This is a genomic window from uncultured Salinibacterium sp., from assembly GCF_963974405.1.
Lineage (GTDB): Bacteria > Actinomycetota > Actinomycetes > Actinomycetales > Microbacteriaceae > Rhodoglobus.
Genome location: NZ_CAXBBH010000002.1, coordinates 526,422 through 542,351, shown reverse-complemented (window position 1 = coordinate 542,351; position 15,930 = coordinate 526,422). Strand labels below are relative to the sequence as shown.

At 60.7% G+C, this 15,930-nt stretch carries 15 protein-coding genes; 5 read left to right on the top strand and 10 right to left on the bottom strand.

The annotated features are described in order from the left end of the window. Positions 1–99: 99 nt before the first annotated feature. Positions 100–1,302 (top strand): aminotransferase class I/II-fold pyridoxal phosphate-dependent enzyme, encoded by a 1,203-nt coding sequence (locus AACZ26_RS10945; RefSeq protein ID WP_339621509.1) that lies wholly within the window; start codon positions 100–102, stop codon positions 1,300–1,302. Here the strand turns inward: AACZ26_RS10945 and AACZ26_RS10940 are convergent. From AACZ26_RS10940 to AACZ26_RS10910, 7 genes are all read right to left on the bottom strand, one after another. Continuing rightward, positions 1,299–2,114: a carbon-nitrogen hydrolase family protein gene (locus tag AACZ26_RS10940; protein ID WP_339621508.1), complete on the bottom strand. Its 816-nt coding sequence runs from the start codon at positions 2,112–2,114 to the stop codon at positions 1,299–1,301. The genes AACZ26_RS10945 and AACZ26_RS10940 overlap by 4 nt on opposite strands. A 56-nt stretch (positions 2,115–2,170) precedes the next feature. Continuing rightward, positions 2,171–3,397, bottom strand: a complete 1,227-nt coding sequence (locus AACZ26_RS10935; protein WP_339621507.1) for an FAD-dependent oxidoreductase — start codon at positions 3,395–3,397, stop codon at positions 2,171–2,173. After that, complete coding sequence (locus AACZ26_RS10930) at positions 3,397–3,588, bottom strand: ferredoxin (protein WP_339621506.1); 192 nt, start codon at positions 3,586–3,588, stop codon at positions 3,397–3,399. The genes AACZ26_RS10935 and AACZ26_RS10930 overlap by 1 nt, the downstream gene beginning before the upstream one ends. Beyond that, positions 3,585–4,463, bottom strand: a complete 879-nt coding sequence (locus tag AACZ26_RS10925) for a fumarylacetoacetate hydrolase family protein (protein WP_339621505.1) — start codon at positions 4,461–4,463, stop codon at positions 3,585–3,587. Before AACZ26_RS10925 ends, AACZ26_RS10930 begins: the two co-directional genes overlap by 4 nt. Continuing rightward, complete coding sequence (locus AACZ26_RS10920; RefSeq protein ID WP_339621504.1) at positions 4,456–5,367, bottom strand: catechol 1,2-dioxygenase; 912 nt, start codon at positions 5,365–5,367, stop codon at positions 4,456–4,458. The genes AACZ26_RS10925 and AACZ26_RS10920 overlap by 8 nt, the downstream gene beginning before the upstream one ends. A gap of 2 nt (positions 5,368–5,369) precedes the next feature. Beyond that, positions 5,370–6,833, bottom strand: a complete 1,464-nt coding sequence (locus AACZ26_RS10915) for an aldehyde dehydrogenase (protein ID WP_339621501.1) — start codon at positions 6,831–6,833, stop codon at positions 5,370–5,372. A 120-nt stretch (positions 6,834–6,953) separates the two neighbouring features. Beyond that, a complete protein-coding gene (locus tag AACZ26_RS10910) occupies positions 6,954–7,454 on the bottom strand; it encodes a MarR family transcriptional regulator (protein ID WP_339621500.1) in 501 nt (166 codons plus the stop codon). A 146-nt stretch (positions 7,455–7,600) separates the two neighbouring features. Between AACZ26_RS10910 and AACZ26_RS10905 the strand changes: the two genes are divergently transcribed. Continuing rightward, the gene (locus tag AACZ26_RS10905) at positions 7,601–8,845 is read left to right on the top strand and encodes a cytochrome P450 (protein WP_339621499.1); all 1,245 of its coding nucleotides are present in this window, start codon (positions 7,601–7,603) and stop codon (positions 8,843–8,845) included. A gap of 21 nt (positions 8,846–8,866) precedes the next feature. After that, positions 8,867–10,237, top strand: a complete 1,371-nt coding sequence (locus AACZ26_RS10900) for an aminotransferase class V-fold PLP-dependent enzyme (RefSeq protein WP_339621497.1) — start codon at positions 8,867–8,869, stop codon at positions 10,235–10,237. Here AACZ26_RS10900 and AACZ26_RS10895 read toward each other — a convergent pair. Then, positions 10,234–10,941: a type 1 glutamine amidotransferase gene (locus tag AACZ26_RS10895; RefSeq protein WP_339621495.1), complete on the bottom strand. Its 708-nt coding sequence runs from the start codon at positions 10,939–10,941 to the stop codon at positions 10,234–10,236. The genes AACZ26_RS10900 and AACZ26_RS10895 overlap by 4 nt on opposite strands. Before the next feature lie 110 nt (positions 10,942–11,051). Between AACZ26_RS10895 and AACZ26_RS10890 the strand changes: the two genes are divergently transcribed. Further along, complete coding sequence (locus tag AACZ26_RS10890) at positions 11,052–12,398, top strand: glutamine synthetase family protein (protein ID WP_339621494.1); 1,347 nt, start codon at positions 11,052–11,054, stop codon at positions 12,396–12,398. 75 nt (positions 12,399–12,473) lie between these two features. On the opposite strand, the gene AACZ26_RS10885 is transcribed toward AACZ26_RS10890, so the two are convergent. Next, positions 12,474–13,283, bottom strand: a complete 810-nt coding sequence (locus AACZ26_RS10885; RefSeq protein ID WP_339621493.1) for an acetoacetate decarboxylase family protein — start codon at positions 13,281–13,283, stop codon at positions 12,474–12,476. Between the two features lie 142 nt (positions 13,284–13,425). On the opposite strand from AACZ26_RS10885, the gene AACZ26_RS10880 reads away from it, so the two are divergent. Beyond that, positions 13,426–14,922, top strand: a complete 1,497-nt coding sequence (locus AACZ26_RS10880; protein ID WP_339621492.1) for an APC family permease — start codon at positions 13,426–13,428, stop codon at positions 14,920–14,922. Positions 14,923–14,973: 51 nt separating this feature from the next. Here the strand turns inward: AACZ26_RS10880 and AACZ26_RS10875 are convergent, their stop codons facing one another. Further along, the gene (locus AACZ26_RS10875) at positions 14,974–15,837 is read right to left on the bottom strand and encodes a sulfurtransferase (protein ID WP_339621489.1); all 864 of its coding nucleotides are present in this window, start codon (positions 15,835–15,837) and stop codon (positions 14,974–14,976) included. Between the last annotated feature and the right edge of the window lie 93 nt (positions 15,838–15,930).

Genomic DNA, 15,930 nt, shown 5'->3' with positions numbered 1-15,930 from the left:
CGCGTATAACGACGCTAAACATTTCCGCCGTCGCGAGTGCTCAACTTTCCACAGCTCGAACGCACACGAAGTGCAGCAAGTCGTTAGGCTTGCGGAACGATGACAGTCACCGGATCTTGGGAACGCGCCGCCAATGGCGCCATGCTGCTTGGCGCCGACGGGCAACTGAGCCAAACAATTTTTGCCGAAATGTCGGCTCTCGCCGTCAGCACCGGCGCCATCAATCTCGGCCAGGGGTTCCCTGACGAAGATGGCCCCGATGAAGTGCTCGATGCTGCCCGCAAAGCTATCAGCGACGGCGTCAATCAATACCCACCGGGCAACGGTCTCCCCGTACTGCGCACTGCGATAGCCGAACATCAACAGCGCTTCTATGGCATCGACATCAATCCTGACACCGAAGTGCTCGCGACCGCCGGAGCAACCGAAGCCCTCGCCGCCACGATCCTGGCTCTCACGAGTGAGGGCGACGAAGTCATCACCCTCGAGCCCTTCTACGACGCCTACGGCGCCATGATTAACTACGCCCGCGCCACCCACGTGACCGTGCCACTGCGCTCCCCCGACTTTCAACCCGACCACGACGACATCCGCGCCGCCTTCAGCGGACGAACCCGGCTCATCATCCTCAACAGCCCCCACAACCCCACGGGCAGTGTGCTCGACCGTGCGACGCTCGAACTAATCGTCGAACTCGCCCACAAATACGATGCGCTCATCGTGACCGACGAAGTGTACGAACACATCACCTTCGGTCACGAACACATCCCCATCGCAAGCCTGCCCGGCGCGTTCGACCGCACCATCAGCATCTCCAGCGGTGGAAAAACATTCAACACCACCGGCTGGAAAATCGGCTGGATTACGGCACCGCAGCCACTCCTGCAGGCAATCATGGCCGTAAAGCAATACCTGACCTACGTCAACGGCGCACCACTGCAAGTGGGCATCGCAACCGGACTTGGACTCCCCGACAGCTACTTCAACGACCTCGCGAGCGGTCTCGCTCGCAAACGCGACACCTTGAGCGCGGGCCTCCGTAGTGCAGGCTTCGAAGTCAGCACGCCACAGGCCGGCTATTTCATCATTGCGGATGCCGCCCCCCTCGGAATCAGCGACGCCGCCGACTTCTGCCGCACCCTCCCCGATATCAGCGGAGTTGTCGGCATCCCCGTCACCGCGTTCGTGCACCCTCAGAACCACGACGACTACAAGACACTCATCCGGTTTGCCTACTGCAAGAAGACTGATGTGCTCGAGCGTGCAGCCGCCCAGCTCTCAGGGATGAAGCTGCGCAGTTAGCGCTCCTCACGAGGGTGCACGCCGTAGCGACGCAACTCAAGCGCGGGGTTGACCGCACGCACCTCATCGAGACGAGCATGCTCGATGTGGGCGACAGCGACATCCGTTCGTTCACCAATAGTCGCGAGCTCCACGCCCATGGGGTCAACGACCATGCTGTTGCCGACACCAATCGGCGGGGCATGGTCGGCTGCGGCGACAAACACAGTGTTCTCGATGGCTCGCGCCGTGAGCAGCGTGCGCCAGTGGTACTCCTTGAGCGGGCCACGCACCCACTCGGCTGGCACGACAATGAGGTTGGCTCCTGCATCCACCAAACGGCGTGATACCTCGGGAAAACGGATGTCGTAGCACGTCTGCAAACCGACAGTGAAGCCCTCCCACGCGAACGTCTCCGGCGCGCCAATGGACCCCGGAATGACCCAGTCAGACTCCCGCTGACCAAAAGCATCGTAGAGGTGCTGTTTGCGATAGGTCGCCACCACGGCGCCCGTCGGCGCAATCGCGACAAGAGTGTTCGAGAACCGGCCGAGTTCGTCGCTCGACTCCACCATTCCCGCAGCGACATGAATACGCAGCCGCTGCGCCAACGACGTAAGAGCCTGAACGAAAGGGCCATCGAGCGGTTCAGCCGCGGCCACCCAGTCTTCGCCCATCGTCGGAGTGAAATAGGCCGAATACTCCGGAAAAACTACGAAACTCGCACCGCGCGAGGCCGCACGCTCAGCAAGCTCGGTGATCGCCGCGATGTTGCCAGCACGATCGGCACCGGGTGCAAACTGGGCTACAGCAATAGTCGAAGCGGAAGTCATAACCCCAGCCTACGACCCGACCTTAACAACAAGCGGGGAACGCGAACACACAAGACCTAAATGCCGCCCTCAGCAATTTGCTTGCGATACGGCAGCAGCGCGGCCTTCATGCCAATTCCGAGCACGCCTACGAGACGGCCGTCGCGATAGTAACCAACGGCAGCCTGCTCGGTGAGGTCTCCCTCAAGCACGCGGATGTCGTCATCCGACACCAGCCCCAACAGACCGTAAGCCTGCAGCTTGATCTCGAACTGATTGGACCAGAATGACGGCATCGGAGCGAACGATTTCGCCACCACATCGGCGAACGAGCCATCATCAGCGAGGTGCGCAGCAAGCACTGCCCCGGCACGCTTGCCCGTGTCCGTCGGGATGTTCCAGTGCTCAATGCGACGCGGAACGTCATCAAACATGGGGTTCGGAAAGCGCGCAATATCGCCCACCACATAGACATCATCGAGGGCGACACCGTCGGTGGTCACAGCGCGCATGGCGTTATCGGCGAGCACACCATCGCTCACATCGAGGTTGGTTCCCTCAAGCCACTCGATGTTGCAGTGCGAGCCGATAGACTCGATCACGACGTCGGCCTCGATGACGCGACCGTCGCTCAGTTCAAGCGACTCGACGGAACTCTCGCCATTAATCGCCGCAATCGTCACTCCAGAGAAAATCTCTACGCCCTCGTCGGCGAGACGACGACGCATCTCCTTCGCGACGAGATCACCAAGCGGACGCATCATCGGCTCAGCGCTCGGCGTCACGATCGTGACCGAGCAACCCAACTTGCGGGCGGTAGCACTCAGTTCGCAGCCCAAAAAGCCCGAACCGACAACAACAACGCGTGCACCCGGCGTGAGCTCAGCGCGCAAACCCATCGCGTCATCCAAGGAACGAACGACATGACGCCCAGCAATCGGGGCAAAATCCAAGCGGCGAGCACGCAAGCCCGTCGCAATAACTAGGGCACGCCACTGCTGCACAGACCCATCGTCTGTGGTGAGAGTGTGCGCATCGAGATCGACCGCGGATGCCCGCACCCCGAGCATCCACTCAACATCACCCATCTCAGCTCGCGACGGAAACGCGACAGCCTCATGGGTCACGTCAGTCGCCAACACCTCTTTCGAGAGAGGCGGACGGTTATAGGGTGCGTGAAGTTCTTCACCAACCACGCGAATAGCACCGGTGTAACCCGAGCGACGAAGAGATTCCGCCGCCCGAAGCCCACCCATCGCCGCGCCGACAATAACGACCGGCGCGGCGGGGTTAGCCTCAGACACTATTCGACGATTCGAATAGCCTGCATCGGGCACACATCAACAGCGGCTTCAATGTTGTCGCGCTCCGAGTCGGGCGCTTCGGCCACGTACTCGAGCTTGTCGTCGTCATTGAGCGTGAAGTTGTCTGGCGCCTCAAACACACACTGGCCATAGTGCTGGCACTGGTTCATGTCGACTTCGATTTTGATCATCGCTTTTCCTCAATCTTCGACGGGTACAGGTCTTTCGACGGAGTTCGAATACCTCGGAACTCCCAGTCTCCACCCATTGCGGTCGACACTACCTCTTCGCTCTCGGTCGGCTGCGCCCCCACGTCGGTGCGGATCGGAGTCGGACCAGAAACGATTCGGTTCGTGAGCTTGCCGAGGCCTTCAACTTCAACCTCAACGACATCGCCAGGCTGAACCGGACGCGAGAACGCGGGCGTTCCCGAGAACAGCATGTCGCCGGGGCTCAGCGTAATGGTGCGCGCGATGTCGGCAACAAGGTAATTCATGTCCCACTCCATGTTGTCGGTGTTGTCATCTTGCTTGACCTCACCGTTCACGATGGTGCGCAATTGCTTGCCTCGGAAATCCCAATCCGTCACAAGACCGGGACCGACCGGCGCGAGAGTGTCGCTGCCTTTCACGCGAAGCATCGAACCGGCATCCGTGTCTCTGAAATCGTGCAGACCGTAGTCGTTACCGATCGAGTAACCGGCGATGTAGTCACTGGCCTGCTCGGGCGACACGTTGCGGCACGTGCGTCCGATGACAATGACGATCTCGCCCTCGAAGTTCAACCATTTGCAGCCTTCAGGGCGCACAACATCACCTTTGTGCGTGTTGAGTGCGGTGACCGGCTTCTGAAAATAGGTCGGCGCAGCAGGCAGCTTGGTCATGAACTCTTCAGTGCGGCTCGCGTAGTTCAAATGCACAGCGATGATCTTGCTCGGCTCGGTCGGCGGCAAGTGGATCGCCTCGTCGATTCCCACCTCGCGGCCATCGCCGGACACCAGAACATCACCGTGACGCGTTACCTGCGTCGGGTATCCATCAAGAAGTACTCTGCGGAATTCAGTCACGAGAGAGAACCACATCCTTTGCTGCCGGGAAGCCACCCTCTGGCTTCGGGAACCACACATGCACCTGGCCGGTGCCAATCGAGTTTTCGTACTCGCTATACATCACACCGGGAGCCGTGCAGGCTTCTTCGCCAATGGCTCCCGCCGTCATGAGCCAGTGGCCGAACATAGCCTCGGGGCGCACCTTCTGGAAGGCAGGCATCGTCTCGAGCACTTGGGCGTGGTCACCAGCCTTGAACCAGTCGAGTCGCTCGTAGTCGGCCTCGCGGGCAGCATCCGAGAAGATGTGCGCCGGGTCAGCCATCTCGTGCTTGCGCAGTTCACGCAGCTTGAAGAAGGTGTGCGACAGAGCACCTGAAGCGAGCAGGATGACACGGCGGTCACTCTTGGCAATCGCTTCACCGATCGCACGCCCCGCGCGCAAGAAATCTTCATCGGTGGCGGTCTGGCAGATCGAGACGCTCACCCACTTCTTGTCGGGCAGGCCCTTACCGAGGTACTCCCACAGGTTGATAGTGGCGTACATGATCGGTAGGTACTCGTCGTCGATGGGGGTGATCCAGGTGCCGTTCTTCTCGGCCTGCTCCCCCATGAGCTTCGCAAGCTCAGGATCGCCCTGAAAGTCGTACGGCACACCGCTCATGCCACGCGGAAGCTCTTCCGACGTGAACTTGCCGTGGCGACGCTCGTGCGCTGTAACGACAAATTCAACCGTGGTTGCCCAGTGGCTGTCGAGCACGACAACAGTGTCGTAGTCGTCATTCTCGAAATAGTCCTTGCGGAGTCGTTCGAGGCCTTCGACGAGTGTTGAGTCTTTGCCCTCATTGAGTTCCATCCGGATCTCCTTGGGCAACATGATCGTGGGCACGTGGGCGATAAGCCCAGCCCCAACTATTTCTCCCATGACTATTCCTTCCATCCGTTCGGTGAAACCACCGTGTTCTTTACATCTGCGTAGAAATCAAACGACCACGTGCCACCCTCACGACCGACACCCGACTTTTTCGAACCGCCGAACGGGGCCCGCAAGTCGCGCACGAAGAAGCAGTTGACCCAGATCGTGCCTGCCACCAACTGCTTGGCGATGACGTCGGCATGCTCGCGGTTGCCCGACACGAGAATGGCGGCGAGACCGAACTCGGTACCGTTCGCCATAGCGACGAGCTCGTCATCCGTCGTGAACGTCTGCATCGTGAGCACCGGCCCGAATATCTCCTGCGTGACGATTTCGCTGTCGACATCGGGGTTCTTCACGAGAGTCGGCGAGAAGTACAGTCCGCCGAGTTCGTCATTCGGCTGGCCGCCGAACACAATGTTGGCGCCGCCATCTTTCGCGCGGTCGACAAAGCCCTTGATGCGCTCGAAGTGCACGCGGTGAACCTGCGGCCCAATGTCTGTCTCGAGGTCGCGCGGGTCGCCCTGGCGCAAACTCGCGACCTTGGCTTTGAATGCCTCGGCAAAGGCATCCGCAATGCTCTCGTGAACGAGGATGCGCGTGCCCGACAAGCACACCTGACCAGCGTTGTCGTACTGCTCAACCGCGAGGGTTGCTGCGAGCTCAAGGTCAGCATCTTCCATGACGATGCACGGGCTCTTGCCGCCGAGCTCAAAGCTGCACGGGGTGAGGTTGTCGGCTGCCGCGCGAGCGATCGACTTGGCGGTCGGGACGGATCCGGTAAAGGAGATGCGGCTGAGGCCGGGGTGCGCAACAAGTGAGGCGCCTGCTTCTTTTCCGTACCCTTGCACGACGTTGAACACACCGGCGGGAAGCCCTGCTTCAACCGTGATGTCGGCGAGCAAGGATGCCGTAAGTGGTGTCCACTCGGCAGGCTTGAGCACGACGGTGTCTCCAGCCGCGAGCGCGGGAGCGATCTTCCAGGTGGCGAGCATCAGCGGCGCGTTCCATGGGGTGATGAGCGCGGCGACTCCCGAGGGATCCCACGACACGTGATTGTTGTGGCCGCGGGTTTCGAAGTCCGGATGCCCGAGGTCGTTCACGAGATAGTCAGCGAAGAACCGGAAATTGTGGGCTACTCGCGGCATCACGCCGCGCAAGTGGCTGCGCAGTAGCGCGCCGTTGTCCATCGTCTCGACGTTGGCGAGTTCGGTGACACGTTCTTCGACGAGGTCGGCGATCTTGTGCATGATTGCTGCACGGTCGCGGGGGCTTGTGGCAGCCCATCCGGGGAATGCGGCGCGAGCAGCGGCAACGGCCATGTCGACTTCGCGCTGACCTCCGCGGGAGATTTCTCCGAGCGGGCTGGCGTCTATCGGTGAGGTGTTGGCGAAGGTCTCGTCTGAGGCGACGCGCTCGCCGTTGATGAAGTGCCGTGTGTCGACGGTCACTCCGGCTACTTGAACGTTGGTCATAGTGGTCCCGTCTCGAATCGCTCGCCGTTAAGTCATTCGGATGCTAATGACTTACCTTAGCGAGTGATTCGAGCCCAAACAAGAGTTCGGGGCATCCGACCACAAAAAAGGGCGAGTTGACTACGGCTTGGGCTCCACGCCCGCCGTGATCAAGCGCAGCATTTCGGCCAGCTCTTCGCGCCGCGCCGGATCGACGGGACCGGTCACTGCCTGCTCTTGAAGATTGAAGGCCGGGAAGAGCTCTTTCATGAGCTCACGCCCACGCTCAGTGAGCGTGACGATGACCAAGCGACCGTCAGTAGTGCTGCGCTCGCGAATCACCCAGCCCCGCCGCTCAAGGGTCGAGAGCACACCAGTAAGGGTCGCTTTAGAGAAACCGCCTTCGAGCGCGATCTGACGTGTCTCGATCGGCTCCCAGATCCACGTGACCCACAAGACAACGAAAGCCGTCCACGAGAGATTGTGTTCCGCGAGGACGGTGCGCTCGAAGTGATTGCGCACCGCATTCGCGGCACGAAAGAGGTTCGACGCTACAGCCATTGCTGAGTAGTCGAGCGGCAAGCCGCCGACCCTCGCCTGCACTTGGCGTTCGGTTTCAGTGAGTGTGTGTGGTCCGGCCACGGAGAGTCCCCTCGCTCGCGTTTAGCTGCGGTTACTCTATCCAACCCCTGAGCTTCAGAAAGATTTGTAGCGAATACTCGCGGAAACTCGATCGAGTATCGTATTGTTTGTATCCAAACAACCCACGGAGGATTGAGTTGACTTCAATGGCGAACGTCACCCTGGCAGACCTAGATCTGTTCGAAAATGGCACACCCTGGAACGTGTTCGACAAGCTTCGAGCAGAGGCCCCCGTGCACTGGTCGGAAGAGCCTTCCCCTAACCACGGCTTCTGGTCGCTGACTCGCTACCACGACATCGTCTCCGTGCTCCGTGACACCGAAACATTCTCGAGCGAGCGTGGCACGGTGAACCTTGAAGAGCTTGATGAGGAGCAGATCGAGGCCCGCAAGTCGATGCTCGAAACCGACGGCGTTCGGCACCGTGCACTTCGTCGACTCATGCAGGGCGAGTTCACACCCCGCGCAGTCGCCGGCTACGAGACCTTCCTCCGCGGCCTCACGGCAAGCACTCTCGATGCGGCTTTTGCGAACCAGGAGTTCGAATTCGTCGACCAAGTGGCCGCCGACTTCCCTATCCGCGTGCTCGCCAAAATGCTTGACGTGCCAGACACCGACATCTACAAACTGATCGACTGGGGCAACCGGATGATCGGAAACGACGATCCCGAACACGCCGACGTGCTGGCAAGCTCCGCTGAAAGCGAAGAGTTCCGACTTCTTCCCTTCCGCTCCCCCGCCGCTCGCGAAGTATTCGAGTATGGAAACGACCTCGCCAATCAGCGCCGCGGCAAGGACGGCACTGACCTTGTATCCCGCCTCGTGAACCAAACCCCCGCCGATGGCCAACAACTCAGCGAACGTGACTTCAACAGCTACTTCCTGCTACTTGTCGTTGCCGGCAATGAGACAACGCGTCACACCATCACGCACTCCATGAACTACCTCATGGACAACCCCGACCAGATGGCACTCCTGCAGGAGAAGCCCGAGCTCATCCCGTGGGCTGTTGAGGAGTTCCTGCGCATGGCCAGCCCGGTTTACCACTTCCGTCGCACCGCAACGAAAGACACCGAAATCAACGGGCAAGCGATCAAAGAAGGCCAGAAGGTTGTGACGTGGTTCGCCGCAGGCAACCGCGATCCCGAAATCTTCGAGAACCCGTACCGCATGGACGTCACCCGCAACCCGAACGAGCACATGGCTTTCGGTCGCGGCGGCCCGCACATGTGCCTCGGAAACTCACTAGCCCGACTAGAGATCCGTATCATGTTCGAGAACCTGTTGCCCCGGATCACCGGAATGACGAAGCTCAGTGAACCTGACCGTCTGCGCAGCAACTTCGTTAACGGAATCAAAAGACTCCCGGTACGCGTCGAATTAGCAAAGTAGTCACATGAGCGAGGCAGTTGCATGAGCGAGGTACGCCCACAAGGTAGACCGCACGCAGTATGGGGCGACGAGACTGAAGTAGTTCAGCTCGCCCTCGACTGGACCGCCAAGAGAATGGTCCGCAAAACCGATCCGCTATCGACAGCACGGCCCGCAGCCGAGCTGGCAGAAGCGGTTGGCGACGCGATCCGCCCGGAAGGCATCGGAGGCGCAGAAGCGCTCCGCCTCTTTGACGAGATTCTTGAGCCAGCCACGCGAGCTCAGGACGACCCGCTGAACCTCGCTTATATTGCGGCAGCCCCCACTCGGGCGGCGGTCGCGTTTGACCTCGTCACGAGTTCCGCCAACATCTTCGGCGGTCTCTGGGAGTCGGGCGCTGGCGCCATCTTTGCCGAAAACCAGGCTCTGCAGTGGATCATCGGGCTACTCGATTGGCCAGAGACCGCTGGCGGCACTTTCGTTTCCGGCGGCACCTCAGGCAATCTTTCAGCGCTCATGACCGCTCGCGAAACAGCCAAAACTCGCCGCGGTGGTCGCCCCGCTGGCGGTTGGCAACTAGCCTGCACCACGAACGCTCACTCGTCGATCAACTCCGCCGCGAAAGCGCTCGACGTCGACGTGGTCGATGTACCCATCGACGACCGAGGGCACATGACCGGGGCTGCACTGCGCACCATTCTTGAACAGTCACCGAACGTGTTCGCTGTTGTGGCATCCGCGGGAACAACCAACGAAGGCCTCGTCGACGATCTGGCCGACATCGCCGACGTGTGCCACGAGTTTGGCGTCTGGATGCACGTCGACGGTGCCTACGGAGGTGCAGGGCTCGCCGCCCCGAGCATCCGTTCTGTCTTCAACGGCATCGAACGGGCAGACAGCTTTATCGTCGACCCGCACAAGTGGCTCTTCGCCCCCTACGACTGTTGCGCTCTCGTCTACCGCGAACCCGAGCTCGCCCGAGCGGTGCACTCTCAACACGCGAGCTATTTGGACGCGATCGACCGCGATGAGTGGAATCCCAGCGAACTCGCCCTGCACTTGTCACGGCGGGTGCGGGGACTCCCGCTGTGGTTTAGTCTCGCCACGCACGGCACCGACAAGTACCGGGATGCGATCGAGGCCTCCGTCACAACTGCTCGCGCTGTTGCCCGCGCAATCGATGAAACTGACTATCTCGAGCTCGTGCGCGAGCCCGAGCTTTCCGTGTTGCTTTTTGTGCGCACCGGGTGGACTGCAGAACAGTATTCGGCGTGGTCGAAACAAGTAGCTCACGATGGTGTCATTCTGTGCGTGCCGACGAGCTGGCGCGGCCAGAGCGTTCTGCGGCTCGCCTTTGTGAACCCTGACACGGAGGCCGACAAGGTGATGGCGGCACTCGAAACACTGCGTTAGCCAAGCTTCGCGACGCGGTCGAGAAAGGCATCCACGAGCGCTGCAGTGCGTTCTGCGGCGACGCCTTCTTCGGCGCGCGTCTGAGCGCGCATGATCTCGGGATCCTGACCGCTCGCGATCACCTCGTCGATTCCTCCCTGATCGAGCCAGCCCTCAAGAATGGCGGCGTTGAGCTCAGGGTGAAACTGCAGCGCGAGACTGCGGCCGTAGGTAAAAGCTTGCGGAGCGACGGGATTGCGGGCGATTTCTACCGCTCCCTCAGGCATCGTCCACTGGTCATAGTGGAACTGAAACCACGGACCGTTCGAGATGAGCGAGGTGTCGTCGCTGTGAATCGCGGTCCACCCAATTTCTGACCTGGCACCACGGGACACCGTTCCGCCGAGTGCCCGTGCGATGAGTTGCCCGCCAAAGCAAATGCCCAGAACCGGGATGTCAGCCTCGATCGTTGAGCGCACCCACTCAAGCTCTGGGGTCAGCCAGTTGCCGATACAGCCGTCATCCCAGGCGCCCCACGGTGCCCCCATGGGAACGACAAGGTCGTAGCCCGAAACATCCGGGAATTCAAAGTCGACGTTCGGATTGTCGTAGTTCTCTTCGGTCACGACCATGATCTCGTCAATATCGAAGCCGCGTTGCCGAAGGCGCTCCCCCACTGGACCGCTGGCAGTGACGTGGTCGTGTTGCACCAGGAGAGCTCTCAACTGTGTACCTTTCAGGTAAATTTCTCGCGATGAGTGGACAGCCACACCGCTGTGTGCCTTAGTATCTCACTAATCGTTCAGTGCCGAACGATTTATTTTTCGGAGGAAGAATGACTCTCGACATAGCAGCACTTCAAGCAGACTTGCAGGCCAAAGGGATCGATGTTCTGCGCCTGATCTTCCCAGACGTTCTGGGAATCACGCGCTCGAAAGATCTCCTCGTAAGCCAATTGCACCGCGCGAAGTCTCCGCTATTTTGTCAGGGCGTGTGGGTGACCACCACCGGCGGCGACGTTCTCGACGGAAACGACATCATGTCATCCGGCCTGCCAGACCTGCTGACCCAGATCGACCCCAACACACTCACGATGATGCCGTGGGAGCCCGGTGTTGCCCTCGTCATCGGAGATGCCTTCAACGCCGACCACAGCGTCAGCCAAATCGCGCCGCGCTCAGTGCTGCAGAACGTCATCGCCGAATATGCCGCCCTCGGCCTCACCCCCACCGTCGGCCCCGAACTCGAGTTCTACATCGCCAACTACGACGAAGAAAACGGCTGGAGCCGCAGCCTCAGCCGCACTGGCCGCGTCTACACGACCGGCGAAAGCGTCGACCCCGGCGGCGAGTTCCTCAACCTCATGCGCATGCTCGATGGCATGGACATCGGCGTCTTCGCCGGCAACCACGAATTCAGCCCCTCGCAGTACGAGATCAACCTCTGGCACAGCGAAGCGCTGGATGCCGCCGACCGCACCTTCCTCTTCAAGACCGCCGTGCGCGACATTGTCGCCCGCACCGGCAAGCACGCCCTCTTCGTCGGCAAGCCCTGGGACGATGAAGGCGGCAGCGGCTTCCATCTGCACTTCTCCGTCGTCGACAAAGACGGCAACAACATCATGTCGGATGGCGGCGCCGGGCTCTCAGAGACCGCCAACCACATGATCGGCGGAATCCTCGCCCACGCCGGATCGCTCGCAGCGCTCTCCAACCCCACGGTCAACGCCTTCAAACGCCTCGGCCCGGATACCTTGGCTCCCTACCGCGCCAATTGGGGCCACGACAACCGCAGCGCGATGCTGCGGGTACCGCCTGAGCGCGGCGCCGGCACACGACTGGAAGTTCGCCTCGGCGACCCGGCAGCGAACCCGTATCTGCTGATCGCATCCACTCTGGCCGCTGGCCTCGATGGCATCAAGCGCAAGCTCGCGGCGCCCGCAGCGGTCGAAGGCTGGGCCTATGAGGACGAGTCGGCACCGATCTTGCCGATGACCCTCAACGCTGCCCTCGACGCTCTCGATGCCGACACAGCGATGCGCGAGACGATGGGCAGCACGATCATCAATGTCTTCAGCGTGCTCAAGCGCGATGAAGTCATGCGCTATGAAGACACTGTCACCGACAAGGCCACTCGCGAAGTCAGCCAGTGGGAGATCGACGAGTACTTCGCCGACTACTAAATCGAGCAAGTCGGCACTTCACGAGAAGGGCCCCGCCGATTCACTCGGCGGGGCCCTTCTTTGCATGACGAGGAGTTAGATGGCGTTCGATCGGTCCTCTACGAGTTCGCCACCGTTGAAGGTGACGCCGATCTCGCGATAGTAGCCGCCGAGGATCTCTTGCACGGGCAGGATCGAGTGCAGTTCATCCCACTGCGAGTCACCCAGGTGAAGTTCGGCGTCGCCCTTCCAGGTCTCGCCGATCTCGACGTCAGTGCCACCCATCGTGATGAGTTGGTCGAGCGACATGCCGGCATCCTTGCTGATGGATGGCATGAAGCGGCTGTGCAGCATCTTGTGGCCATTGACGAAGCCGTTGCTCTCGGCGGGCTCGCGCAGGGTGACGACGGCCGAGGCGAGACGGTGGTCGTAGGCCGCGATGGACGCACCGAATTGGCCGCCGTTTTCGAGCTTGGGAGTTGCCTTGCCCTTATTGAAGACTCGCGTAACGGCGATGTTGCCAAGCTTCTTGGGGTAGCCCTGGAACCAGCCACGACCGATGGCGAAGTCCTTGTTGACCCAGATGGCGACGCAGCGGCTGTAGACCACTCCCTTGTGCGAACAACGCACCACCATGAACGCTTCGAGGTACTGGGCGCGAACGGGGTCGAGCAGTTCAAGGCCGCCTGTGCTGCAGGACTGCCAGTCGGCCCACACAATGGCAACGGCGCCGGGTTGCTCGGGAGCGAGGTCAATATCGGGGGGAAGGATCGCACGTACGTTGGCTGGATCGGTCAAGTACTCGACAGTGAGTAGCGTTCCCGAGTAATACCAGGGCATCTTCGGCACGAGCGAACTCGACCCTTGCGGAGTGAGTGGAGGAAGGAATCCATTGAGTTCGGTCATGCGCCAGAGTGTAGCCGAAAACAGTTCGTATCCGAATGAATTTCTCAAAACGCTTGACTAAGTTGCCCTGTCTTCGCCAGTGTTGAACCCAACTCGTTCGGATGCGGACGAATTGATCCAGAACTCAATGAGGAGTTTCACCATGGCGCTTGACCCTAAAACGCAGGAAAATCCCGATCGCAGCCTTCGCAAAGGGCAACTCGGCGTAATCGGAATCGTCTTCTTTGTTGTGGCCGCTGCCGCACCACTCGTCGGAATGACCGGTGCAGTGCCCGTCGCAATCGTTCTCGGCAACGGAGCCGCAGCTCCCGGTGCCTACCTGGCCGTCGGCATCACACTTCTCTTGTTCAGCGTGGGCTACGCCGCAATGAGCCAACGCGTCACGAATACCGGCGCATTCTTCGCCTACATTGGTCGCGGACTCGGACGCAATGCTGGAATCGCATCATCCTTCGTTTCGGTACTTGCCTACCTCACGATTCAGCTCGCCATTTACGGATTCTTCGGTGCGCTCATGGAGGGCCAAGTAGGAGTTCTTCCCTGGTGGGGTTGGACCTTCATCGCCTGGATCCTCGTCACCGGGCTCTCGCTCTTGCGCGTGGATATCGGCGCCAAAGTACTCGGTGTTCTGATGCTGGCCGAACTCACCGTGCTCGTGATTGCGGCCGTCGCGATCCTCATTGATGGTGGTCCGGAAGGCCTCAACTTCGCTGCCTCGTTCTCGCCCGAGAACATCCTCGTCGGCGGGCTCGCCGGTTCGGCAGGAATCGCCTTCGCCTTCGCCTTCGCCTCCTTTATCGGATTCGAGGCCACGGCAATCTACGGTGAAGAAAGCAAAAACCCCAAGCGATCAGTTCCCCGTGCAACCTACCTCGCTGTCGGCGTCATCACAGTGCTCTTCGCCCTCACCTCGTTCGCCATGGTTACCGGCCTCGGCGCATCCAACGTCGTTGAAGAAACAGTCGCGCTGGCTGGCGACAATCTTGAAGATCCCGCAGCGGTGCTGTTCGCACTAGCAAGTCAGTATGTTGGTCCCTGGCTGGCTAGCCTGATGGCAATTCTCGTTGTTTCCAGTTTATTCGCCGGCCTCCTAGCCTTCCAGAACGCGGCAAGCCGTTATCTCTTTGCACTCGGTCGTGGCGGGGTCATCGCTTCCTCAGTCGGCACGGTCAATGGCCGCGGTGCGCCGGGACGAGCATCCATAATCGTCGCGATCATCTCAGCGGTCGTCATGTTCCTGTTCGCTGTCTTCCAGCAACCAGCCATCAACATGTTCCTCTGGTTCAGCGGACTCGCTGTCGTCGCGATTGTGCTCATCGAGGCACTAGTCTGCATCGCGATCATCCGGTTCTTCCTGCGGAACAAGGGAACCGAGAACATCTTCGTCACCCTGATCGCCCCCATTCTGGCGTTCATCGGACTGCTGCTCGGCGAATACCTGCTGATGTCACGCTTCGCGCTTCTGGCCGGCGAGCTCGCCACCGGAGCCGGAGTCGACCCGACAGCAACACCGTGGGGACTCAGCCCATTCGGCTGGTTCCTCATCCTGTCGCCATTCATCACCCTCGTGATCGGCTACGTGGTCGCCCGCGTTCGCAAATCACTGAAGGAAGAACTGCTTCAGGACGTTATTTCCTAAACAAACACACGAAGGGCTCCAACACCGCGCTGGTGTTGGAGCCCTTCGTCGTTAACGAGGATTCTCGCCCGTCGCAATAGGGCGCTCGCTCTGGTTCGACCAGGCCGACCAGGAACCGGGAAAGAGTGCCGGCCGAAACCCCGCAACTGTCAGCGCAAGCGCATCGTGGGCGGCGGTCACTCCAGACCCGCAATAAACGCCGACCGCCTGATCGACACTGGCGCCGAGTGCTTCGTAGCGCTCGCGTAGCGTCTCGGCATCAAGAAACTCGCCAGCGTCATTGAGGTTTCCCGCGGTGGGTGCACTGATCGCTCCGGGGATATGACCGGCTCGCGGATCGATGGGCTCGACTTCGCCACGGTAGCGCTCGCCCGCCCGCGCATCCAGCAGCACACCGGTCTCGGCAAGGGCGGCAGCGTCATCCGCGTTCAACACGGGCTCGTTGCCCGCGCTGAGACTGACGGTTCCGGGCTGCGTTGTCGTCATCTCGCCTGAACCGGTGACGAGTGGATGCCCGGCCGTCGTCCACGCGGTCAGCGCCCCGTCGAGCACCCGCACGTTCTCGACACCCATGTAGCGCAGCAACCACCACGCGCGGCACGCGGCAAGGCTGTTCCAGTCGTCATAGACGACAACGGCGTCACCGTCATTGATCCCCCAGCGGCGTGCTGCAGCTTGAAAATCATCGACGCTCGGCAAGGGATGGCGGCCGTCGCGAGGTTCGCCGTGGCCCGCGAGCTCGGTCTCAAGATCGACGTACACGGCACCGGGAATGTGCCCCGCCTCATAGAGAGGCAGCCCGTCTGGAACGCCCAAACTCCAGCGCACATCGAGAACGCGAACGGGCTCGCCTCCACGTGCTGCGTCGTCGAGCAGCGCGGCGAGTTCATGAACGGTGACGAGAGGGTGAGACATCCGAAACTCCGATCGTGGGGTTGAACAATGATCTCACTCGACACGGTGCGTCTATTTTCTCTGTGACGCTGTTGGCCAACGTGCCGCACTCCC

What these genes read in the sequence shown, in the direction of transcription:
- AACZ26_RS10880 (WP_339621492.1), top strand. Translation starts at nt 13,426, where the DNA reads ATGGCGCTTGACCCTAAAACGCAGGAAAATCCCGATCGCAGCCTTCGC.
- AACZ26_RS10900 (WP_339621497.1), top strand. Translation starts at nt 8,867, where the DNA reads ATGAGCGAGGTACGCCCACAAGGTAGACCGCACGCAGTATGGGGCGAC.
- AACZ26_RS10930 (WP_339621506.1), bottom strand. Translation starts at nt 3,588, where the DNA reads ATGATCAAAATCGAAGTCGACATGAACCAGTGCCAGCACTATGGCCAG.
- AACZ26_RS10890 (WP_339621494.1), top strand. Translation starts at nt 11,052, where the DNA reads ATGACTCTCGACATAGCAGCACTTCAAGCAGACTTGCAGGCCAAAGGG.
- AACZ26_RS10885 (WP_339621493.1), bottom strand. Translation starts at nt 13,283, where the DNA reads ATGACCGAACTCAATGGATTCCTTCCTCCACTCACTCCGCAAGGGTCG.
- AACZ26_RS10945 (WP_339621509.1), top strand. Translation starts at nt 100, where the DNA reads ATGACAGTCACCGGATCTTGGGAACGCGCCGCCAATGGCGCCATGCTG.
- AACZ26_RS10920 (WP_339621504.1), bottom strand. Translation starts at nt 5,367, where the DNA reads ATGGGAGAAATAGTTGGGGCTGGGCTTATCGCCCACGTGCCCACGATC.
- AACZ26_RS10915 (WP_339621501.1), bottom strand. Translation starts at nt 6,833, where the DNA reads ATGACCAACGTTCAAGTAGCCGGAGTGACCGTCGACACACGGCACTTC.
- AACZ26_RS10905 (WP_339621499.1), top strand. Translation starts at nt 7,601, where the DNA reads ATGGCGAACGTCACCCTGGCAGACCTAGATCTGTTCGAAAATGGCACA.
- AACZ26_RS10940 (WP_339621508.1), bottom strand. Translation starts at nt 2,114, where the DNA reads ATGACTTCCGCTTCGACTATTGCTGTAGCCCAGTTTGCACCCGGTGCC.
- AACZ26_RS10875 (WP_339621489.1), bottom strand. Translation starts at nt 15,837, where the DNA reads ATGTCTCACCCTCTCGTCACCGTTCATGAACTCGCCGCGCTGCTCGAC.